This is a genomic window from Streptomyces sp. NPDC006923 (genome assembly GCF_040635655.1).
Lineage (GTDB): Bacteria > Actinomycetota > Actinomycetes > Streptomycetales > Streptomycetaceae > Streptomyces.
On the sequence record NZ_JBEYIF010000008.1, the window covers coordinates 302927 to 324029 of the forward strand.

Here is a 21103-nt window from a genome sequence, read left to right on the forward strand (position 1 = left end):
AAAGTTTCTGAGAGAGACCGCGCGCCAGCGGTCCGGACGGCACTGGGAGATCATGTCCCCATGGCCGACGACCACACGCATGTGCAGGAATTCTTCGGTGCCCGGGCCGCGGACTGGGACGCGCGCTTCCCCGGTGACGGCCCGTCCTATGCCGCCGCCGTGGCCGAGCTGGGGCTGCGCCCCGGCAATGCGGTGCTGGACGCGGGGTGCGGGACTGGACGTGCGCTGCCTCCCCTGCGGCGCGCGGTGGGAGCACGGGGCACGGTGCTGGGCGCCGACCTGACCCCGGCGATGCTGGACGCCGCCGTACGGGCCGGCCGTCAGCACAGCGGGCTGCTGCTGCTCGCCGATGTGAGCCGTCTTCCGGTGCGTTCGGAGGCGCTGGACGCGGTGTTCGCGGCGGGACTCATCGCTCATCTGCCACGGCCCGCCGAGAATCTGCGCGAGCTGGCCAGGGCCGTACGCCCTGGCGGCAAACTGGCGCTGTTCCATCCCATCGGCCGCGCCGCGCTCGCCGACCGGCAGGGCAGGCAGCTCACCTCAGACGATCTGCGCGCCGAGCCCAACCTCCGTCCGCTGCTGGCCACTGCGGGCTGGCAGTTGGAGACGTACGCCGACGAGGACTCCCGCTTCCTCGCCCTGGCGGTCCGGCGGGACTGAGGTACTGGGGCTGACGTGCCAGGCCGACTCGTCCTGGACACAAGGAGCACGCGAGGAGCCCGGGCGGCCCCTTCCCCGGGGTTCCGCCGCTGGGCGGGCGGCGGCACGCGGACCGGGGGCTTCTGCCGGGGCCCGGCCGCCCGTACGTTGGAGGAGCGGCCCCGGACAGCATCCGGTCCGCACCACACACCAGGCAGCAGGGGGAAGGTGGACCCGGTGTTCAGCAGACTGCGCAGGATCCTTGCGTCGGACCGTGCCGCCGCCCCGGCCGCGGAGCGGCCCCGGACGCGGCAGCACAACATATTCGAGGCCGCCGCCGCCTATGTGTCGGCGTGTGCGGAGGACGACCAGCAGCGGATGGACGAGGCGTCGGGCTGGGTCTCGCCCGAGGCGCTCTCCTTCGGCGTCAGCGAACTCGCCTGCCGGGCGGTCATCGCCCTGGCCCGGGAGCGGAACGAATCGCCGCAGGCCGTGGCCCGGGGCCTGCTCGGTCTGCCGACCGCCTGATCGCCGTGCGCCCTCGGTGCCCCCGTCCGGAGCGGAATCCGGTCCCAGCCATGCTCTCCACGCCCGGGTAGCCGACTGGTCACGGTGCGCCAACAGGCGGTCGCCCGGTACCGGCGGCGTCCGCGGGCCCCCAGGTGCCACCGGTCACCACCCCGTGGCCGGTCCACACTCCCCCGCCCGGTCCACTGCACGGCCGCCGGCTGTGTTGGTGAAACGCACATGCTCGGGCCGTGCGAGATATGGGCCGGGCCCATGGCCGTACGGGAACGGCCCCAGCACGATATGGCGGCGCGCCCCGCCCATCCCGACGTTCACCGGAGACCCCATGCGCCTGTCCCGAGGCATCCCACTTCTCGCCGCCCTTGTGATGGGCCTGTCCTCCGTCGGTCCGGCGGGAGCGGCGGGCAGTGCGCCGCCGGACCGGGCAGCGGACCATTGCGCCCGGCAGCACCGGCTGGATGTGCCGGGCGCCGAACGCCAGCAGAACGCGTGTCTGGGAGATCTGACGACAAGGGCACTCGCGGGCACGCCGTACACCGACACCGCCGACCAGGCAGGACTGTCCGCCGCGGGGACGAAGAACCCCTCCGGAGTGCCCGGGATCCAGATCGACGGGTACTTCCCCGACAATTCGCGCTCCAATGCCACGCACGGCTGGCAGCATGATTCCCAGTTCGTGATCAGGCTGCCCGACCGGTGGAACGGCGGTCTGGTCGTCACCGGCGCGCCCGGCACCCGTAAGCAGTACTCCACGGATGTGCTGATCTCGGACCAGGTGCTGTCGCAGGGGTACGCCTACGCCGCCACGGACAAGGGGAACACCGGCGCCGATTTCTTCACCGACGGCAAACGGCCGGGCGACGCCGTCGCCGAATGGAACCACCGGGTCAGCGAGCTGACGCGCGCCGCCAGGAAGGCCGTGGCCCAGCGGTACGGTCACGGGCCCCGGCACACCTATATGACCGGTATCTCCAATGGCGGCTATCTGACACGGTGGCAACTGGAGAACCGTCCGGAGCTCTATGACGGAGGAGTGGACTGGGAGGGCACGCTCTGGACGACGCGCGGGCCCAATCTGCTGACCAGCCTGCCGGTCACCGTGGCCCGGCAGCTCGGCACGGCCGATGACGCGGATCTCCTCGCGGCCGGCTTCGCGGACGGCTCGCAGTTTCTGTGGCCGTACCACGAGGCGGCGTACTGGGGACTGACCCAGAAAATATTCCGGGCGGAGTTCGACCCGTCGTACGACGCCAACTGCCCAGGATCGTCGGCCGGTTCGACCACCGAGGAGATCTTCGCGGCCTGTCCCTCCGACGCGTCCTACGACTACGCCTCACGCCCCGCGTCCGTACACCGCGCCGTCGCGAAGGTCGCACTCACCGGGCGGATCGGGAAGCCGATGATCACGCTGCACGGCGATCTGGACTCGCTGCTGCCGATCGCCACCGACTCCGATGTGTACGCACGCATGATCGACGCCCGGGGGCGCGGCCGGCTGCACCGCTACTACACGGTGGAGAACGGCTCTCACACCGACGGTCTGTATGACACCTATCCGGAGCGCCTGCGCCCGATCCTGCCGTGCTACCGCTCGGCGTTCACGGCTCTTACGGACTGGGTGGAGCACGGCACCACCCCGCCCGCGGATCACACGATCCGCAGGCCCGCGGCCGGTGACGTGGTCAATTCCTGCGCGCTGAGCAGAAGCAGCCACCGGGCGCCGCCGTCCTGACCGCTGCTGAACAATTCCGCCCCGCCGGGTCCCGGGTCGTCCGGCGGGGCGGAACTCTGCCGCGCCCGTGCCGGGCGGGCCTCCGCCCCGTACCGGCCTGCGGATCCGGCCGGGCCCCGGATCAGCGGCCGAGCTCCTTGCGGTTGATCCGCCGGAGCCTGCGCCGCTGCGAGGGGTCAAGCATCAGATACGCCACCGCGGGCACTCCGAGCACCACCAGCAGCGAGAACCAGAATCCGATCAGCGGGATCAGAAGAAGCCCTACGGCCACTCCCCCGATGGCGACCTTCGCTCTTGCCGACATATCGATGCCTCCTTCGCGGCCATGGCCGCTTCCTGCCACGTGAACGCACGGATGCGTCCGCCAGTTCCACTATGCGCCGACGCGCAGCGGTTCGCCGACGCGATGCAGATGTCCGAGGGCCTGCCGGTACGAGTCGATCAGCCCGGTCTCGGTGTAGGGGACTCCCCGCGCGAAGCAGTGGGCGCGCACCAGCGGCTGGGCGAGCCGCAGGTGGGGGCGCGGCATGCTGGGGAAGAGATGGTGCTCGATCTGGTAATTCAGTCCGCCCAGGAACCAGTCGGTGAACAGGCCGCCGCGGATGTTCCGGGAGGTGAGTACCTGCCGGCGCAGATGTCCCCAGCCCTCGCTGTTCTCCGGGTCCGGCATCTCCATGCCCTTGTGGTTGGGTGCGAAGGCCAGGCCCAGATGAAGGCCGAGGAGCATCTGGTGCAGCAGGGCGAAGACAATGGCCTGGCCCACGGTGAGGGTGGTGAGCAGCAGGGTGACATAGCCGCCGACATGGGCCGCGAGGAGCAGTCCCTCCACCACGCGCCGGCGGACCGGCATCCGGGGGTCCCGCCGGGAGAAGACCGCTTGGAAGCCGTAGACCTTGAGGGCGATGCCCTCCAGTGTGGTCAGCGGGAAGAACAGCCACGCCTGATGGCGGGTGAGCCGGCGGCGCAGTCCGGTGCGGCCCGCGGTCTGCCGCTGGGTGAAGACAAGGATGTCCGCGGCGACGTCCGGGTCCTTGTCGATGTGGTTGGGGTTGGCGTGGTGCCTGTTGTGTTTGTCGTTCCACCATTCCTGGCTCATACCGAGCAGCAGATTGGCGTGCACGAGCTGGATCAGACGGCCCTTGCCCCGGTCGGCGGTGATCTGGGAATGTCCCGCGTCGTGGCCCACAAATGCCATCCGCCCCGACAGAACGGCCAGCGGAGGCGCCAGGAGCAGCGTCCACCAGGAGGGGCCGAGCAGCGCCATCCCGGTGACGATCGCCGCGAGGAAGATCAGATTGACGGAGATTCCCCGGGCGTACCAGGCGACCCGGCGCTCCAGGAGACCCTGTTCCCGGACGGTCCGCAGGAGAGGTGTGAATTCGCTGCCGGAGGTGCGTTCGGCCGTGGGCTCGGGGTGGGGTTCCGCGACGATGGCGGCCTGGGGCATGTCGGTCTCCGGTCTCTGGGGCCGAGGTGGCTGGGGAAGGTACGCGCTGACCGCGCTGGACCTCTAGAAACGTACGAGGGAGTGACCGTCCGGGGCCATGAGGCCACCACCCGGAAATGGTGGGGGCTTCCCGGGGGTCGACGGTGGTGCTGGCCACAGCGGCCGGCCCGGTCTGAGCCCGGTCGCGCCGGCAATGCCCCCGCCCGGGGCCGCGGTGGGGTACCCTCGGCGGCTCCGACCCGAAGTAGTCAAACTTGAGGAATGCGTCTTCGCTGTGCACAGGCTTCCCGCCGCAACACCCTCCCTGGTCTCCGAACTCGCCCGCTGTTCCACGGTCTTTCTCGCCGCGGACCCGGCCCGTACCGGCCGGATCGCCTTCTGGCACCCCGACGGCTCGGAACCGCCCTCCGCTCCGGGCTCCGTGGCGGAGCTGGCCGTCGTCGGTGCCGGGGCCCGCCCGCTCACGGTCAGAGCCCTGTCGCTGCCCGTACCGGACGCGCTCGCCCACCTGACCAGGGCACGCGTCACGGTGGACGCCTCACCGTCGGCGGCGTTCTGGGGCTCGGCCGCGCTGCTCGCCCTGCAACTCGCCGCGCGGGGAAGGATGTTGCCCGGTCTCACCGGGACGGATCACGACGCGTGGCGGGCCGGACCGCTGACGGCCGCCGATCTGGAGCGCATCCGTGTGCTCGCCGCCTCGATGCCGCCCACCGCACACGCCGTCCCGGTCGCCGCGACCCCGGCGGGCACGCTCCTGCTGCCCGAGCCCGAACGGCTGCTGCGTGACTTCCTCGACGCGGTCGTCGACGGTCTGCCGCGGACACCCGCCGCACCGGTCGCCGCCGCCTCGGCCGCGTTCGCCGCCGTACCACCTCACCGGTGTCCCGGACTGCGCGACTGGGCCGCCGAGGTGGCCGCGGGGCACGACACCGGCGTACGCCTCTCCCTCCGCGTCGAACCGCACGGTCTCCCGGACGGCGGGAACGACACCGGCACGGGGCCCGTCTTCCGTGCCGTGCTCCAGATGCACAGCGTCAGCGATCCCACCCTCGTCGCCGACGCCGCCGACGTATGGTCGGACGGGCGCTCCGGCGCCTCTCCCGGGACGGCCTTCGGGCCGCGTGCCCGGCTGGACGCGCTGCTCGCCCTGCGCCGGGCCGCGCACGCCTGGCCGCCGCTCGCCCCGCTGCTCTCCGCCGCCGTACCGGATGCCGTCGACCTCGCGGACGAGGACGTCACCGAGCTGCTGGGCGAGGCGTCCGGGGCGCTCGCGGCCACCGGTGTCCAGGTGCACTGGCCCAGGGAGCTGGCGCGCACACTGACGGCTCGCGCGGTCATCGGTCCGCCGGAGACCTCCCCCGGACCGGGGCCCGGCGGCAGCGGCGTATCCCACCGGGACCGGGCGGATCCGCCCTCCTTCCTGTCGGCCGACACACTGCTCACCTTCAACTGGCGGTTCACACTGGGCGACCGGCCGCTCAGCCGCGCCGAGCTCGACCAACTCGCCGACGCGAAGCGCCCGGTGGTACGGCTGCGCGACCAGTGGGTACTCATCGACCCGGCGGAGGCCCGGCGTGCCCGCGAGAGCCGGGACCGCGCGCTCACCCCGGTCGACGCGCTCGGAGCCGTACTGACCGGCTCCACCGAAGTCGACGGCCGCCACGTGGAGGTACGGGCGTCGGGCTGGCTCGCCCAGCTCCGCGACCGCCTCGCCGACCCCGAGGGAACCCTGGGCACCGAACCCCTGGAGCCAGAGATCGCCCAGCCCGCCGCACTCGACGCCACACTGCGCGACTACCAGCTCCGCGGCCTCAACTGGCTGCACCGCATGACCTCCCTCGGTCTGGGCGGCTGTCTCGCCGACGACATGGGACTCGGCAAGACCATCACCCTCATCGCCCTCCATCTGCACCGGCAGACCGACGCGTCGGCCGCCGGCCCGACCCTGGTGGTCTGTCCCGCCTCACTGATGGGCAACTGGCAGCGCGAGATCGAGCGGTTCGCGCCCGGCACACCGGTACGCCGCTTCCACGGCGCCTCGCGTGTCCTGGAGGGCCTGACCGAGGGAGAGTTCGTCCTCACCACGTACGGCACCATGCGGCTGGACGCGCCCAGGCTCGCCGAGGTGACCTGGGGCATGGTCGTCGCCGACGAGGCACAGCACATCAAGAACCCGTACTCGGCCACCGCCGGACAACTGCGCACCATCGGCGCCCGGGCCAGGGTCGCGCTCTCCGGCACGCCCGTCGAGAACAACCTCTCCGAACTGTGGGCGATCCTGGACTGGACGACACCCGGTCTGCTGGGCCGTCTCGGCACCTTCCGCGACCGCTACGCGCGGACCGTGGAGAGCGGTGAGGACCCGGCGGCGGCCGAGCGGCTGGCCGCGCTCGTCCGCCCGTTCCTGCTGCGCCGCCGCAAGTCCGACCCGGGCATCGCGCCCGAGCTGCCGCCCAAGACCGAGACCGACCGGGCCGTCACCCTCACCAGGGAACAGACCGGGCTGTACGAGGCCGTGGTGCGGGAGACCCTCGCGGCGATCTCGGAGGCGGACGGCATGGAGCGCCGCGGGCTGATCGTCACACTGCTGACCGGACTCAAGCAGATCTGCAACCATCCGGCGCAGTATCTGAAGGAGGAGCATCCACGCATCGCGGGCCGCTCCGGAAAACTGGAGCTGCTGGACGAGCTGCTCGACACAATCCTGGCCGAGGGCGCGAGTGTGCTGGTCTTCACCCAGTACGTACGGATGGCGCGGCTGCTCGAACAGCATCTCGCGGCGCGCGGTGTGCGTACCCAGTTTCTGCACGGCGCCACCCCGATCGCCGAACGCGAGGCGATGGTGGACCGTTTCCAGCGCGGCGAAGCGCCGGTGTTCCTGCTGTCGTTGAAGGCCGCGGGCACCGGGCTCAATCTCACCCGGGCCGAGCATGTCGTGCATTTCGACCGCTGGTGGAACCCCGCCGTCGAGGCCCAGGCCACGGACCGTGCGTACCGCATCGGGCAGAACCGGCCCGTGCAGGTGCACCGGATCATCACCGAGGGCACCATCGAGGACCGGATCGCCGAGATGCTCGCCCGTAAGAAGCGGCTGGCCGACGCCGTACTCGGCTCCGGCGAGGCGGCACTGACCGAACTGACCGACGCCGAGCTGGCGGATCTGGTGGAGTTGAGAGGAAGCGCGCGATGAGTGGTACAGAGGACGACGAGCGTGTCTTCGCCGCTCTGGCGCCGGCCGGTGGCCGGGGTTTCGCGCAGTCCTGGTGGGGACGGGCCTGGCTGAAGGCGCTGGAGGACACCGCGCTCGACGGCGAGCAGCTCAAGCGCGGACGCCGCCATGCCCGCCAGGGCGCCGTCGGTGCCGTGTCCGTACGACCGGGCCGGATCACCGCGGTCGTACGGGACCGGGACGGCACCGCGCACCGCAGCGACGTACTGCTGCAACAGCTCAGCGAGGAGGAGTGGGAACGCTTTCTGGAGATGGCCGTTGACCGCGCGGGCCATATCGCGGCGCTGCTGGACCGGGAAATGCCACCGCATCTGGTGGAGGACGCGTCCGGGGCCGGCGTCGAACTGCTGCCCGGCATCGGAGATCTGGAGCCGGAGTGCACCTGCGAGGCCTGGGACCACTGCCCGCATTCCGCGGCGCTCTGCTACCAGGTCGCGAGGCTGCTGGACCAGGATCCGTTTGTCCTGTTGCTCATGCGGGGCCGGACCGAGCGCGGACTCCTCGACGAGTTGCAGGTACGCAGTGTCTCCCGCGCCGCCCGCGCACAGTTGGAGCCGCCGCCCGGCGAGGCACCGGCCGGCGCGGGCGTCCCGGCGGCGGAGGCGTTCGCGGCCCAGGACATCCTGCCGCCACTGCCCGCTCCGCCGCCGCTGCCCCAGGAGGCGGGGCGGCCGCCGGTCCTGGGCACCGCGGCGGATCCTTCCGAGGTCGTCGACGAGGGCGCCCTGGAGTTCCTGGCCGGCGACGCGGCGGCGAGGGCTCTGCGGATGCTCTCCGACGCGCTGTCTCCCGGACATGAACGGCAGCCGCTGGAAACGGAGTTGACACCCGGGCAGGACGCTGTGCGGCTCGCCGCCTCGACGTCCGACGCCCGTCTCACCGAGCGCCTCGCCTCGGGCACCGGCCGGAGCCGCACCGAACTGGACCTCGCGGTGCGCGCCTGGCGGTTCGGTGGTGCGGCGGCCCTGGCCGTGCTGGAGGAGGAGTGGACGCCGGAACCGGAGGCACTCCGCCGGGCGGCGGCCGCTCTCGAAGCGGCCTGGGACGACGGAGACCGGCCGCCACTCCGGGCAGGCGGCGCCGGCCGCTGGACCGTGAAGAACGGGACGGCGCAACTGCGGTACGGACGGGACGGGCGCTGGTGGCCGTACCGCGAGGAGGACGGCCGGTGGGTCCCGGCCGGCCCCGCCGGTCACGATCCGGCGGCGGCGCTGGCGGACGCGCTGGGCGAGGGGTGACGGGCTGAATTCGCGGATCTTGGGCTGAGACGGCGCCGGACCGAGCCGGTGTGCCGGGGCGGCGCCCCGGCACACCGCTGTCTTCCGCCGCCGCACGCCGCCCCCGTACGGTGAGGGCCGCGCCGGCCCACCGGCGGGCCACCCGCCGTACGAGACAAGGAGCAGTCCGCCCATGAGTGACCCCAGGATCCTGACCGTACGGCCGGAGAAGGACGAGTACGCCTGGACGTTCGGCGGCGCCGCGCCCGTCGCGCGCATCACGCCGGGCACGGTCCTGGACCTGTTCACGGAGGACTGTTTCGCCGGCCGCGTCCGGTCCGAGAGGGACCTGGTCTCCGAGGTGTGCCAATTCCCCTTCCTCAATCCGCAGACCGGCCCCTTCCATGTGGAGGGGGCCGAGCCGGGCGACACCCTGGCGGTGCATTTCGTCTCCATCCAGCCCGCCCGTGACTGGGCCGCCTCGACAACCGTGCCGCTCTTCGGCGCGCTCACGTCCACGCATACGACCGCGACACTCCAGCCGCCGCTGCCCGAGGTCGTCTGGATGTGGCAGCTCGACCGGGCCCGGGGCACCTGTCTGTTCAGCGCCCGCGACAGCGACATCGACATCGAGCTGCCGATGGATCCGATGCACGGCACCGTCGGGGTGGCCCCGGCCAATCTCGAGGTGCGGTCCGCTCTCGTCCCCGACGCTCACGGCGGAAACATGGACACGCCCGAGATGCGGGCCGGTGTCACCTGCTATCTCGGTGTCAATGTCGAGGGCGCGCTGCTGAGTCTGGGCGACGGGCATGCCCGCCAGGGCGAGGGGGAGACCTGCGGGGTGGCCGTTGAGTGCGCCACGAACACGGTGGTGATAGTGGAACTGCTCAAGGGGGTCGCGACGCCCTGGCCACGGATCGAGTCCGACACCCACATCATGTCGACGGGCTCGGCCCGGCCGCTGGAGGACGCGTTCCGTATCTCCCAGCTCGATCTGGTGCGGTGGCTGGCCCGCGACTACGGACTGTCCGAGCTCGACGCCTACCAGCTCGTCAGCCAGGCCGGCGAGGCACCGCTCGCCAACGTGTGTGACACCAATTACACCTGTGTGGCGAAGATCCGCAAGGAATGGCTGCCCACGGGTGAGCCGCACCGCGGGCTGCACCGCCACCTCCGCGAGACGGCGGCCGTACTGCCGCGCGGCTGACCCGTCCCGGGCGGCGCACGCGTACAACCGCTGGTCGAGGCCGCATTCGCGCCTCGCGCGGGGCCCCTGTCGGAGCGTGATCATGGGGCCCTCTCGTGGGATCGCGCCGGGCGCGCGTACCCCGGCGCCGCACCTCGCCGCGTTGCCGTCGGTCGCCGGGGTCCCGCCCCGGCCCCCCTGATCCAGCCAGATCCAGCCGAAGGACCCTGGTGCGCGTTGACTTCTACGCCTAGTGCAGATTCACTAGTGACGTACTGGTGCCCACGCACTAAGCCGAGGTAGAGATGCGACAGCCGACAGCGGGACCCCCATCGCAGGACGGGCTCACGGGATGAAGCCGCGCTGCCGAACGCGCCATGCGCTCTCCGAGAGGTGCGCCACGCCGTGACTGCTTCTCACACGTTCGAGTCGTCACATACCGTCAATGGAGCGGGCCATGCGCGGGTGACCGTCGCCGGCGAACTCGATCACGACACCGCTCCGTATGTCCGGGAGGCGGTCGCCGCCTGTCTGGCGAAGCGGCCGAAGAGCCTCCGCCTCGATCTGACCGGCATCTGTTTCTGCGACTGCTCCGGCGTGAACGCCCTGCTGGGCGCGCGGATCGCCGTGCTGCTGGCTGGTGCCGATCTGGTGGTCGAGGGTATCGGTACGCAGCTTGCGCGGCTGCTGTCCTTGATCGGGGCCAGTGACATCCTGACCGAGGGACACGCGAGTGCGGACACGATCCTGGCGCGCAGCGAATGAGGGCCGGCGGTCGTCGGGGCCTGCGGCACCGGCTCCTTCTGTCATGATCGTGCGGCCCGCCACCAGCAAGGATGCACCAATGCTTTCATCACCCTCGCCCAGCCGACCGGTCCGAATCCTGTTGGTCGAGGACCACGACATGGTGGCCGAGGCGATATGCCTCGCCCTGGAGCGCTCGTCCGGACTGGAAGTCGTGGGACGTTGCGCGACGCTGGCCTCGGCTCTGGTCGACGCCGGGCGGCACCAGCCTGATGTCGTACTGCTGGACCGGCGGCTGCCGGACGGCGACGGTGTCTCCGTCATTCCCGATCTGGAGGGCCTCGTGCCGGGCGTGCGTGTCCTCGTCCTGGCGGGTGAGGGCAGTGCGTCGGTGGCGGCACGCGTGGTGGAGGCGGGCGGAGCCGGCATGATCCTCAAGGCCAGTCCTCTGAGCGAGCTGGAGGACGCCGTGCGTCGCGTGGCGGCGGGCGAGGTGGTGTTCAGCCACGCCCTGCTGGGCGACGTGCTGGGGCGGCTGACCGGCAGGGTGTCGACGCCCGGAGCCACGCTCACCCCACGGGAGCGGGAGACTCTCGATCTGCTGGGCGAGGGCTTCACCACGGCGGAGATCAGCGGTCGGCTGGGGGTCGCGGTCAATACGGGACGCAACCATGTCCAGCGGGTGCTGGAGAAGCTGGGTGCGCGCTCGCAGTTGGAGGCCGTGACGATCGCGCGACGTGAAGGACTCCTCCAGTGACGGACGAGCCGGAAACGCCGGAGCTGACACGCAAGCGGGCGGCTCCGCTGTCGGAGGCCGCCTTCACCCTGCTGGTGCAGGGAGTGCTGGACTACGGCATCTTCATGCTCGACCCGCAGGGCTATGTGATCAGTTGGAACGCGGGCGCGGAGCGGATCAAGGGATACAGCGAGGCGGAGATCGTGGGACACCATTTCTCGGTCTTCTATCCGGCCGAGGACAAGGCGTCGAGAAAGCCGCAGTGGGAGCTGGAGACCGCCGTGGCCGAAGGCAGGCTGGAGGACGAGGGCTGGCGCATCCGCAAGGACGGCTCCCGGTTCTGGGCGAACGTCGTCATCACCGCCTTGTGGGACGACCGGGGCGAGCTGCGTGGTTTCGGCAAGGTCACCCGCGACATGACCGAGCGGCGGGCCGCACAGCACGCGCTCAGCGAACGGCGCCGGCTGTTCGACCACCTGGTCCAGGCCCAGGAGACGGAGCGGCGCCGTATCGCGTGGGACGTCCACGACGACACCATCCAGGCCATGGTCGCGGTGGGAATGCGATTGCAGTTGCTGGCGGAGCGGGCGCCGGAGTCGACCTCCGCGGAGCTGGAGCGCCTCGACGCAACGGTGCGCGGAGCGATCAGCCGCCTCCGCAACCTGACATTCCGCCTGCATCCCCCGGGGATCGACCGGCACGGTCTGGTCGAAGCCCTCTCCAACCATCTGAACGACGTGACGGATTCATGGAAGCTGACCGCTTCGTTCGAGCACCGGCTCGACAGCGAGCCCGCGCCCGAGACAGCCATCACCGTCTTCCGCATTGTCCAGGAGGCGTTGCTGAACGTGCGCAAGCACGCCCACGCGAAGAACGTCGCCCTCCGTGTCGAGTCGTCCGACGGGGGCATCCTGACCAGGATCGCCGACGACGGCAACGGCGAGCCGATGTCCCGGGACACCTCCCAGGCTCATTTCGGGGTCATCGAGATGCGGGAGCGAGCCGAGACCGCGGGAGGGTGGTGGTCCATGCGCAGCCGGCCCGGACGAGGGACGACCGTCGAGTTCTGGGTGCCCAGCTCGGATCCGCTCCCCGCGGGTGAACCGCAGCCACCGCGGTGACACCGGCCCACTCTGCGGGCACCCCACTGAGCGTGCTCCTGTGCGACGACAACGTGATGCTGCTGGAAGCCCTGCGCGAGGTCGTGGAGGCGCAGCCCGACCTGGAGGTCGTGGGCACGGCGCTGGACGCGGAGAACGCGATTCGCCTCGCTCGCCGCCACGCACCGGACCTCGTGGTTCTGGACGTCCGCTTCCCCGGCGGCGGCCCCATGGTGGCCAGGGAGATCACACGGTGCTCGCCGGACAGCCGCCTCGTGGCGTTCTCCGCGTACGACGACGCGAGTTCGGTCGAGGCGATGAAGCGCGTCGGCGTCTCGGAGTACGTACGCAAGGGCGTCACCAACAGGGAGTTCCTCGCGGCCCTGCGCCGAGCGGGGAGGACCACCGGGGAGGCGTCCTGACCGGGGGCGTTCCGGTCGGCGGCCGGCCGCGAGATCCGGTGTGCCGGTGGGGACAGCGCACCACGGCCGCTCGGGTGACGGGGCCGCGGCTGACGCTTCTTGTCCCTGAGCCGGGGTACCCGGGCTGTGCGCCGGACGGGCGCCGGCTCTCACAGTGTCCACCTCCCGGGTGCGCACGGCCTCGACGAAAGGCGGTCTCACAGTGGACGCGATCGTGCTGCTCAAGGACGACCACAAGACGGTTGAGAAGTTGTTCAAGGAGTTCGAGAAGGCGGGCGAGAACGCCCACAAGACCAAGAAGCGGATCGCGGACAAGGTGATCGAGGAGCTGACGGTCCACACCTGGATCGAGGAAGAGGTCTTCTACCCGGCCGCCCGCAAGGCGGTTCCCGAGACCGCGGACCATGTCCTGGAGAGTGTCGAGGAGCACCATGTGGTGCTGTGGATGCTCTCGGAGCTGGCCGGCCTGGATCCGGCCGACGAGCGGTTCGACGCGAAGATGACCGTGCTGATGGAGAACGTTCGCCACCACGTCGAAGAAGAAGAGCAGGAGTGGTTCCCCGAGGTCCGCGCCGCCCTGGGCCGCAACCGCCTGGTCGAACTCGGCGAAGAGCTCGCCGCCGCCAAGCCCACCGCACCCCGCGACCCGCTCAAGGTCCCCAGCGCCCACAAGTGATCCGACGGACGGAGGAACGCCGACGCGCCCCAGGCCCTGGTGACAGGGCATTCTGGGGCGCGAACGTGTGTGGATCGGCGACATGTTCGATCTGCGACATGTGTGAAGCCGGCTCCGCGACGGCCAAGCGATCAGCATTGCGGACCGGACGGGCACCGAGAGCGCCGGACAGGGCCTACGAGCGAACGGCCGGTTCTGAGGTTCCTGGGTCCGGTTGGTCGGGGGCGGGGGCCGTGCCCGTGGGGGACGGTGCCTCCGTGGGGGTCGGCGTGGAGGGCTGCGTGGGCTCGGCCGGGGACGACGGATTCACGGTGGGCGAAACGGTCTTGGACGGCGAGGGGCGGGAGCTCGCCGTGGCTTTCCCCTCCTGTGGCGTCTTCTCCTCCGGTGAGGCGGACGAACCGGCCGGCACCGCGCCCCGCGACACCGTCGCCGAGGACTCCCCCGCCGTGGGTTTCGCGGTGGCCGCGGTCTCCGCGTCCGACCGTGTCGTGGGTCCGGCCGCCGGCGATCCTCCCGCGTGGCGCGTGTCCGGGGCCGAGGAGGACGGTGGAGTGGACAGCGGCTTCTCACCGCCGCCGTCGGACGATGTGGCAGCCGCGCCCACGACGACCGCGGCCAGCGCCACTGCCGCCGCACCGACGAACACCTGCGGCCGACGAATCCATGCATTCCGCCGGCCGGCTGGGCGCGCGTGTGTGTTGTCGCCCGGCAGAGTGGGCGAGAGACCGCCGACGGGCTGGTGCGAGGCTCCGGCCCATGTCACCTGCCGTACGGTCCGCTCCAGCGGTATCCAGTCCTCGGCCGCCGAGAGGAAGTCGGCGGCCTGTTCTGCGGTGGGTCGCCGGGCCGGGTCCTTGGTCAGCAGCCGCAGGACGAAGTCGTCCAGGGCGCCGGGCAGTTCGGGGGCACAACGGCTCGGGGGCTCAGGATCCGCCTCGACATGCCGGTAGACCATGACCGCGGGGGTGTCCGCCCGGAACGGCAGGCGGGCGGTCAGGAGTTCGTACAGCACACACCCCAACGCGTACACGTCGGCGGCCGGCCCCGCCGGGCGCCCCAGGGCCCGCTCCGGTGCGAGATACGCGCTGGTGCCGATGACCTGGCCGTTCAGTGTCAGCCCCGCGGTGGAGTGATCCGCGAAGCGGGCGATCCCGAAGTCGCTTATCTTGACGGTGTCATCGGGCGCCAGCAGCAGATTCGCCGGTTTGACGTCCCGGTGGACGACGCCCTGGTGGTGCGCGGCCGCCAGTCCCGCGGCGACCTGACCCCCGATACGGGCCGCACGCGCGGGAGGCGTCGGCCCGTTCGCGCGGAGTTCCTCCGCCAGGCTGCGCCCCTCGACCAGTTCCATCACCAGGTAACCGCGGTCGGCCTCGGTGCCGGTGTCGTAGATCGTCACCACATTCGGGTGACTCAGCCGAGCCGCGGTCCGCCCCTCCAGTTGGAAGCGGGCGATCGCCGCGGCGTCGGCCACCTGCTCCCGGAGCAATTTGACCGCCACGGGGCGACCCAGTACTTCGTCGCGCGCACGCCAGACCTCGCCCATGCCGCCGCGCCCAAGCTGCTCGCTCGTCCGGTATCGCCCAGCCACCAACACAGGCAACGCCCCTTCCGGTGTCCCGGGCACCGTGTGCCCGGGGCCTCTTACCTCGCAGGTCCGTCCCGTAGGCCCTGCCCGCTGGCGACATCGGCTCCGTATGGCCTTGGTGAAACTCGCGCGGCCGTCGGCTCGCCCCTCAGGCTCGCCGTCTGCATCGCGTGCCCCGGGACGCGTTTCCCACACCTCGGGAAGTCACCGGCGGTGCCCAGGGAAACGTCCTGGCCGGCCCCCTTTGTACTGCGGGGCCGGCCAGGACGAAGCTCCGGACGGGGCACGGAGCGGTACCGCGCGGGGTCAGGCGTGCGCGCGGCTGCGGCCCGTGACAAGTCGGTAGATCAGCAGCACGATCACGGAACCGATGATCGCGGCGATCCATGTCGAGAGGTCGAAGAACCCGTCGATCGAATCCACGTTGAAGATCACCTTGCCGAGGAAGCCGCCGAGGAGACCACCGACTATGCCCAGCAGCATGGTCACGATGATCCCGCCGGGGTCCTTGCCGGGAACTATGGCCTTGGCGATGATGCCGGCGAGCAGTCCGATGATGATCCAGGCGATGATGCCCATGGCACTACCTTCCTCAGGTCCTTGAACGCGGAGACTTATACGTTCCTTACGGCCTGGGTGTGACCCGTAAAACCGGACCCAAACGCGGGAACCAAAAAATCCCCGCCGGTCCGGGGATCCGTCCCAGCCCCGCGGTGCCGCCGGATCATCCAGCTTGGCATTTCCACAGGTGTGGACTTACGTTGGTCCACACGTGAGGACATGCCTTGCGTGACGATTCTGTGAGGAACACCATGCCCATTCCCCAGCGCACTCTCGGTGACCTGACGGTCGGTGCCATCGGTTACGGCGCGATGAGCTTCGCCCGGCCTTACGGCCAGGGCCAGGAACACGCCACGGATGACACTGCCGGCGCACTCATCGACCGGGCGATCGAGCTGGGCGCGACGATGATCGACACCGCCGATATCTACGGCGACAGCGAGGAGCGCATCGGCAAGGCCATCGCCGGCCGTCGGGACCAGGTCGTCGTCGCCACCAAGTTCGGCATCGTCCGGCCCATTGTCGGCGACGAGGCACCGGTCATGAATGGCCGGCCGGAGTATGTTCGCGAGCGGATCGAGCGTTCGCTCACCCTGCTCGGTACCGACCATGTCGACCTGTACTACTACCACCGGATTGACCCCGACGTCCCGATCGAGGAGACGGTCGGCGCGATGTCCGAGCTGGTCACCGAGGGCAAAGCGCGCCATCTCGGCCTCAGCGAGGCGGCACCCGAGACGATCCGGCGCGCCCACGCCGTCCACCCGATCACCGCGATCCAGACCGAGTGGTCACTGTGGTCGCGCGACATCGAGAGGGAGGTCGTTCCCCTCGCCCGCGAACTCGGCATCGGTGTCGTGCCCTACAGCCCGCTGGGCCGAGGCATGCTGACGGGCACGATCACATCCTTCGACGACCTGCCCGAGAACGACTACCGGCGGGGGATGCCCCGCTTCGCACGCGAGGCGTTCGAGGCCAACCTCGCCGCCGTGGAGGTGGTCAGGAAGATCGCCACCGCCCATGACGCGACTCCCGGCCAGGTCGCGCTCGCGTGGCTGCTCGCCCAGGCGCCCGGCATCGTGCCGATCCCCGGCACACTGCATGTCTCCCGCCTGGAGGAGAACATCGGTGCCGCCCGGCTGACACTGGACGGTGCGGAACTCGCCCGCCTGGACAGCCTTCAGGTCGTAGGGGAACGAGAGACACGGATGGACTACAACTGGTCCTACGGCGTCACCCCGCCGCTGAGCTGACCGGCCGCGCCGCGCGCACACGTCCGCCGACCGGCGCATGCCGGCGTGGCCCGCGAACACTTCCCCGACGTCACAGCGAAAACCACTCCTCCGAAAGGCACACCACCAGAGCCACAGGCGGCGACCGGACCCCGGGTGGCACAAACCTTGCCACCCACGTGAGTCGCCACAGAGGGATCCTGGACATGGGTGCCGGCTCGGCAGCCGGAAGATTTCGTGGGAAGAGAAAAATGACGAAGACCTGGTTCATCACCGGTGCCGGCCGCGGGCTCGGCCTTGAGGTCACCCGCGCCGCACTGGCGAACGGCGACAACGTGGTGGCGACGGCGCGCAAGCCGGAGCAGGTGCGGGAAGCGGTCTCGGGCCACGGCGAGCAGTTCCTCGCTGTCACCCTGGACGTCACCGACAGTGGCTCCGTCGGACCGGCCGTGCAGGCGGCCCTTGACCGTTACGGACGGATTGACGTGCTGGTGAACAACGCCGGTTACGGCCAGCTCGGCGCCTTCGAAGAGCTGTCCCCCGAGGCGATCGAGCGGCAGTTCCAGACCAATGTGTTCGGTGCCTTCCATGTCACCCGCGCGGTGCTGCCCACCATGCGCGCGCAGCGCTCGGGCCATGTCATCACGATCTCGTCGCTCACCGGCATCATCGGCATCGACGGTTCTTCCATCTACTGCGCCGCGAAGTTCGCGGTCACGGGCTGGTCCGAGTCGCTCAGCCGTGAACTGGCACAGTTCGGCGTCCGGGCGACGTCGGTGCACCCGGGGATGTTCCGGACCGACTTCCTCGACCCCAGCTCCGTCAGCCATGGCGATGTCGAGATCGAGGACTATCACCAGTTCCGCGAGGACCGGCGGACCTCGCTGGACGCCAGCAACCACAACCAGCCGGGGAACCCCACCGCGTTCGGCCCGGCGGTCGTCCGGCTCGCCGAGGCCGAGGAGCCCCCCGCGCGGTGGGCCGCCGGCAGCGACGCCGTCGACGCGTTCCGGCAGCGGGCCGCCGAACTGCGGGACAACGCGGACGAGTGGCTGGAGCTGTCGAAGTCGACGGACATCAGGTCGGACGGGTGATTCCGGGGGCATCCCTCGCCACGAGTCGTGAACAGGAAGTGTGCCGTATGGATGAGGCGGTCGTGCAGTTGGGCGCCATGCTGCGCGCGTGGCGGGGAAGGCTGTCCCCCGCGGACGTCGGCATGCTGGGCGGCCTCGGCCGCCGCACCCCGGGTCTGCGGCGCGAGGAGGTCGCGGCACTGGCGGGTATGTCCGTCGACTACCTCGTCCGCCTGGAGCAGGGCCGGGCGAAGCCGTCGGCCCAGGTGGTCGAGGCCATCGCCCGGAGTCTGCAGCTCACCGTGGAGGAGCGGGACCATCTGTACCGCCTCGCCGGACACCAGCCACCGGCGCCGGACCACGTCCCGACTGCCGTCCCCGCCGAGGTGCAGCGCCTTGTCACCCGCCTCGGTGACAACGCGATCTCCGTCTTCGCCGCGGACTGGACGCTGATCACCTGGACGCCGCTGTGGGCGGCGCTCATGGGCGATCCCTCGTCGCGAGAACCGTGCGACATGAACCTCCTGCGCGTGATCTTCCGACGTGACGACACCAACGCGAGCTTCGGTGACCACCCGGCCCGTGTGCTGAGCGAGACCACCCAGTACCGCGCGGACCTGGTCGCCGACCTGCGCGCCGCCACGGGGCGCTATCCACGGGATCCGCGGTTGGCGGCGCTGGTCGCGGAACTGAAGGCGGAGAGCCCCGAGTTCGCGAAGCTGTGGAAGCGGGGCGCCGTCGCCCGCCACGACTCGACACGCAAGGTCATCTCACACCCGATCGGCGACATCACCATGGACTGCGACACAATCACGGTCCCTGGGGCTGACCTGCGGATCCTGGTGTACACGGCTGCCGAGGGCACCCGCGACTCGGAGCTGATCGACTTCCTGCGCGTCACCCGTCCCGCCTCGGTCGTGGACCGTTTGCGGTGACGGGGCCAACCGCCGCCACGGGGCGGTCACGCCCGGTCCACCACAGCAGCGCCGGCGTCTCGGGGGGACGCTGCCCGTTGTATGACAAGGTCCTGAGGGGCAGCGTCGGCAGCTTCCCGGGGCCGGCCTCGCGGGTATACGCGACAAGAGGGGAGTCCGGGCGTGGGTGTTGAGCTGCTGCCGGTCGACAGCCTGGAGGAACTGCGGCGTCGGCGCAGCGCGAAATGGCGGGGCCACCCGCCGGACGTGCTGCCACTGACGATCGCCGAGATGGACTTCGGACTCGCGCCCGCCGTACAGGAGGTGCTGCGCACATCCGTGGAACACTCGGACACCGGCTACGGTTTCGCCGGGTCCGAGCTGGCCACCGCGCTGGCAGGGTTCGCGGGGCGTCGCTGGGGCTGGGAGGTCGATCCCGCCCGGGTCGTGGCGACGACGGACGTGAGTACCGGCGTTGTCCAACTGCTGCGGGTGATCGCACGGCCAGAAGAGGCCGTGGTGATGAACACGCCGGCGTACCCACCGTTCCCCACCTGGCTCGACGAGGCCGGCGTCCGCCGTATCGAGGTGCCCCTGGCCGGCGCGGGGCTCGATCTGCCCGCGCTGGAACGGGCCTTCGCGTCGCGCCCGGCCGCCTACCTGCTGTGCAACCCGCAGAACCCGACCGGACGCGTGCACCGGCCCGAAGAGCTGGCCGCGGTGGTCGAACTGGCGCGACGCCATTCGGTACTCGTCGTCAGCGACGAGATCCACGCGCCGCTGACGCTTCCGGGCGCCACGTTCACACCACTGCTGACCGTGCCCGGCGCGGCCGATGTCGCCCTCAGTGTGATCTCGGCCAGCAAGGCGTGGAACCTCGCGGGTCTCAAGTGCGCCGCGATCGTGACCGGTTCCCCGGCCACCACGGCGGTCACCGACCGCCTGCCCGAGGACACCCGCTGGCGGATCGGGCACCTGGGCGTGCTGGCCTCGATCGCCGCCTTCACCGAGGGCGAACCGTGGCTCGACCGGCTCCTGTTCACCCTGGACGACCGACGACGGCTCCTCGGCGACCTGCTGCGCCGGGACCTGCCCGCCGTCACCTGGCGGCGGCCCGAGGCGACGTTCCTCGCCTGGCTCGACTGCGGCGCCCTGCCGACCGGCGAGGACACTGCGCGCGTTGTCCTCGACCGGGGCCGTGTCGCCCTCGAACCGGGGCAGAGGTTCGGCCCGCACACGGCCGGCCATGTGCGGCTCAACTTCGCCACCAGCGGCGAGATTCTGGCGGCGGCCGTCCATCGGATGGCCACCGCCGTCACATCGGCCTGAGCTCGCACCCCGTGCGCGGGGGCCTACTCCGCGGCGTCCGGGTCGGACGGGACGGCGGCAACAGCGTCCAGGGCGGTCCTGAGGAGCTTCGCCAGCACCTCGGGATCGCCGTCGACCAGGGCGCTGTTCTGGAGCACATTGCGCATGAACTGCACCCCGGTGCAGATGGCGACGAGCAGAGCGGCGCGGGAGACGGCGTGCGGCCCTTCGAGCTCGTCGGCGAGCGCCTGCTGGAAGTTGCGTTCCAGGCTGGCGCGCATGATCTCGGCCGCCCGCTCACTGGGGGCCGAGCGGATCGTGAGGAGCATCCCGTCCCGGTGGGCCTGGGTGGGGTCGGTCAGCAGCGTACGCGCGGTCTCCGCGTTGGCCTCCGGCGTCATCATCAGGTGGTTGCCGTAGGCGTCGGCGACCACCTGCGTGAAGAGCAGTTCCTTCGAACCGAAGTAGCGGCCGATCAGCCGCGGGTCGACCCCGGCGAGGCCGGCGATCTCCCGCAGGCCCGCGGCGTCGTACCCAGAGCGGGAGAAGACTTCGCGGGCGGCATCGAGAATGGCCAGCTTGGTGGCGGCCGAGTCCCGTTTACGGGGCGGGCGATCGGGGGCGGCGGATTCGTCGGTCACCCCGTCAGGATAGGGAATCACGGCCATCAGGTCGTCAGAGGTCCAGGACACAGCGAGTGAAACGGTCACCGACTTGCATGTCCTCGCTCGTGGACATACCTTTGTCCTCGGGCGTGGACATAAG

General features: G+C 70.7%; 20 protein-coding genes. 15 read left to right on the forward strand and 5 right to left on the reverse strand.

Going from position 1 to position 21103, the window contains the following annotated elements; all coding sequences use genetic code 11:
• The first annotated feature begins 60 nt into the window (after nt 1-60).
• The 3 genes from ABZ707_RS18890 to ABZ707_RS18900 all read left to right on the forward strand — a co-directional run bounded on the left by ABZ707_RS18890 (nt 61) and on the right by ABZ707_RS18900 (nt 2899).
• A complete protein-coding gene (locus ABZ707_RS18890; RefSeq protein ID WP_360175681.1) occupies nt 61-660 on the forward strand; it encodes a class I SAM-dependent methyltransferase in 600 nt (199 codons plus the stop codon).
• Between the two features lie 237 nt (nt 661-897).
• On the forward strand, nt 898-1167 hold the full coding sequence (locus ABZ707_RS18895; protein WP_360176021.1) for a hypothetical protein: 270 nt from the start codon (nt 898-900) through the stop codon (nt 1165-1167).
• 325 nt (nt 1168-1492) lie between these two features.
• Complete coding sequence (locus ABZ707_RS18900) at nt 1493-2899, forward strand: tannase/feruloyl esterase family alpha/beta hydrolase (RefSeq protein ID WP_360175684.1); 1407 nt, start codon at nt 1493-1495, stop codon at nt 2897-2899.
• 121 nt (nt 2900-3020) lie between these two features.
• Here ABZ707_RS18900 and ABZ707_RS18905 read toward each other — a convergent pair whose 3' ends face one another.
• Both ABZ707_RS18905 and ABZ707_RS18910 read right to left on the reverse strand, forming a co-directional pair.
• Nucleotides 3021-3203, reverse strand: coding sequence for a hypothetical protein (locus ABZ707_RS18905; RefSeq protein WP_360175687.1), 183 nt, complete (start codon nt 3201-3203; stop codon nt 3021-3023).
• Between the two features lie 69 nt (nt 3204-3272).
• The gene (locus tag ABZ707_RS18910) at nt 3273-4346 is read right to left on the reverse strand and encodes an acyl-CoA desaturase (protein ID WP_360175690.1); all 1074 of its coding nucleotides are present in this window, start codon (nt 4344-4346) and stop codon (nt 3273-3275) included.
• A gap of 274 nt (nt 4347-4620) precedes the next feature.
• Between ABZ707_RS18910 and ABZ707_RS18915 the strand changes: the two genes are divergently transcribed.
• The 8 genes from ABZ707_RS18915 to ABZ707_RS18950 all read left to right on the forward strand — a co-directional run bounded on the left by ABZ707_RS18915 (nt 4621) and on the right by ABZ707_RS18950 (nt 13659).
• Nucleotides 4621-7536, forward strand: coding sequence for a DEAD/DEAH box helicase (locus tag ABZ707_RS18915; protein ID WP_360175693.1), 2916 nt, complete (start codon nt 4621-4623; stop codon nt 7534-7536).
• Entirely contained in the window at nt 7533-8813 is a 1281-nt protein-coding gene (locus ABZ707_RS18920; RefSeq protein WP_360175696.1) for an SWF or SNF family helicase, read from the forward strand. Before ABZ707_RS18915 ends, ABZ707_RS18920 begins: the two co-directional genes overlap by 4 nt.
• Before the next feature lie 172 nt (nt 8814-8985).
• Complete coding sequence (locus ABZ707_RS18925) at nt 8986-10002, forward strand: acetamidase/formamidase family protein (RefSeq protein ID WP_360175699.1); 1017 nt, start codon at nt 8986-8988, stop codon at nt 10000-10002.
• Nucleotides 10003-10386: 384 nt separating this feature from the next.
• On the forward strand, nt 10387-10746 hold the full coding sequence (locus ABZ707_RS18930) for an STAS domain-containing protein (protein WP_360175702.1): 360 nt from the start codon (nt 10387-10389) through the stop codon (nt 10744-10746).
• 79 nt (nt 10747-10825) lie between these two features.
• Entirely contained in the window at nt 10826-11482 is a 657-nt protein-coding gene (locus tag ABZ707_RS18935) for a response regulator transcription factor (protein WP_360175705.1), read from the forward strand.
• Nucleotides 11479-12582 (forward strand): PAS domain S-box protein, encoded by a 1104-nt coding sequence (locus ABZ707_RS18940; RefSeq protein ID WP_360175708.1) that lies wholly within the window; start codon nt 11479-11481, stop codon nt 12580-12582. The genes ABZ707_RS18935 and ABZ707_RS18940 overlap by 4 nt, the downstream gene beginning before the upstream one ends.
• 32 nt (nt 12583-12614) lie before the next feature.
• A complete protein-coding gene (locus ABZ707_RS18945; protein WP_360175711.1) occupies nt 12615-12983 on the forward strand; it encodes a response regulator transcription factor in 369 nt (122 codons plus the stop codon).
• A 202-nt stretch (nt 12984-13185) separates the two neighbouring features.
• On the forward strand, nt 13186-13659 hold the full coding sequence (locus tag ABZ707_RS18950) for a hemerythrin domain-containing protein (RefSeq protein WP_360175714.1): 474 nt from the start codon (nt 13186-13188) through the stop codon (nt 13657-13659).
• A 175-nt stretch (nt 13660-13834) separates the two neighbouring features.
• Here the strand turns inward: ABZ707_RS18950 and ABZ707_RS18955 are convergent, their stop codons facing one another.
• Together ABZ707_RS18955 and ABZ707_RS18960 are read right to left on the reverse strand one after the other, a co-directional pair.
• Nucleotides 13835-15253, reverse strand: coding sequence for a protein kinase (locus ABZ707_RS18955; RefSeq protein ID WP_360175716.1), 1419 nt, complete (start codon nt 15251-15253; stop codon nt 13835-13837).
• Between the two features lie 303 nt (nt 15254-15556).
• The gene (locus ABZ707_RS18960) at nt 15557-15829 is read right to left on the reverse strand and encodes a GlsB/YeaQ/YmgE family stress response membrane protein (protein WP_360169002.1); all 273 of its coding nucleotides are present in this window, start codon (nt 15827-15829) and stop codon (nt 15557-15559) included.
• Nucleotides 15830-16062: 233 nt separating this feature from the next.
• Here ABZ707_RS18960 and ABZ707_RS18965 point away from each other — a divergent pair, with 233 nt between their 5' ends.
• From ABZ707_RS18965 to ABZ707_RS18980, 4 genes are all read left to right on the forward strand, one after another.
• A complete protein-coding gene (locus ABZ707_RS18965) occupies nt 16063-17064 on the forward strand; it encodes an aldo/keto reductase (protein WP_360175719.1) in 1002 nt (333 codons plus the stop codon).
• 230 nt (nt 17065-17294) lie between these two features.
• Nucleotides 17295-18137: an oxidoreductase gene (locus ABZ707_RS18970; protein WP_360175722.1), complete on the forward strand. Its 843-nt coding sequence runs from the start codon at nt 17295-17297 to the stop codon at nt 18135-18137.
• Nucleotides 18138-18184: 47 nt separating this feature from the next.
• Complete coding sequence (locus ABZ707_RS18975; protein WP_360175725.1) at nt 18185-19051, forward strand: helix-turn-helix domain-containing protein; 867 nt, start codon at nt 18185-18187, stop codon at nt 19049-19051.
• 162 nt (nt 19052-19213) lie between these two features.
• Nucleotides 19214-20359: an aminotransferase class I/II-fold pyridoxal phosphate-dependent enzyme gene (locus ABZ707_RS18980; protein WP_360175728.1), complete on the forward strand. Its 1146-nt coding sequence runs from the start codon at nt 19214-19216 to the stop codon at nt 20357-20359.
• Nucleotides 20360-20382: 23 nt separating this feature from the next.
• Here the strand turns inward: ABZ707_RS18980 and ABZ707_RS18985 are convergent, their stop codons facing one another.
• The gene (locus ABZ707_RS18985; protein WP_360175731.1) at nt 20383-20979 is read right to left on the reverse strand and encodes a TetR family transcriptional regulator; all 597 of its coding nucleotides are present in this window, start codon (nt 20977-20979) and stop codon (nt 20383-20385) included.
• Nucleotides 20980-21103: the final 124 nt, after the last annotated feature.

Excerpts from the sequence above, each read along its gene's own strand:
- ABZ707_RS18890 (WP_360175681.1), top strand. The coding sequence starts at position 61 with ATGGCCGACGACCACACGCATGTGCAGGAATTCTTCGGTGCCCGGGCC.
- ABZ707_RS18900 (WP_360175684.1), top strand. The coding sequence starts at position 1,493 with ATGCGCCTGTCCCGAGGCATCCCACTTCTCGCCGCCCTTGTGATGGGC.
- ABZ707_RS18905 (WP_360175687.1), bottom strand. The coding sequence starts at position 3,203 with ATGTCGGCAAGAGCGAAGGTCGCCATCGGGGGAGTGGCCGTAGGGCTT.
- ABZ707_RS18910 (WP_360175690.1), bottom strand. The coding sequence starts at position 4,346 with ATGCCCCAGGCCGCCATCGTCGCGGAACCCCACCCCGAGCCCACGGCC.
- ABZ707_RS18920 (WP_360175696.1), top strand. The coding sequence starts at position 7,533 with ATGAGTGGTACAGAGGACGACGAGCGTGTCTTCGCCGCTCTGGCGCCG.
- ABZ707_RS18925 (WP_360175699.1), top strand. The coding sequence starts at position 8,986 with ATGAGTGACCCCAGGATCCTGACCGTACGGCCGGAGAAGGACGAGTAC.
- ABZ707_RS18935 (WP_360175705.1), top strand. The coding sequence starts at position 10,826 with ATGCTTTCATCACCCTCGCCCAGCCGACCGGTCCGAATCCTGTTGGTC.
- ABZ707_RS18960 (WP_360169002.1), bottom strand. The coding sequence starts at position 15,829 with ATGGGCATCATCGCCTGGATCATCATCGGACTGCTCGCCGGCATCATC.
- ABZ707_RS18965 (WP_360175719.1), top strand. The coding sequence starts at position 16,063 with ATGCCCATTCCCCAGCGCACTCTCGGTGACCTGACGGTCGGTGCCATC.
- ABZ707_RS18970 (WP_360175722.1), top strand. The coding sequence starts at position 17,295 with ATGACGAAGACCTGGTTCATCACCGGTGCCGGCCGCGGGCTCGGCCTT.
- ABZ707_RS18975 (WP_360175725.1), top strand. The coding sequence starts at position 18,185 with ATGGATGAGGCGGTCGTGCAGTTGGGCGCCATGCTGCGCGCGTGGCGG.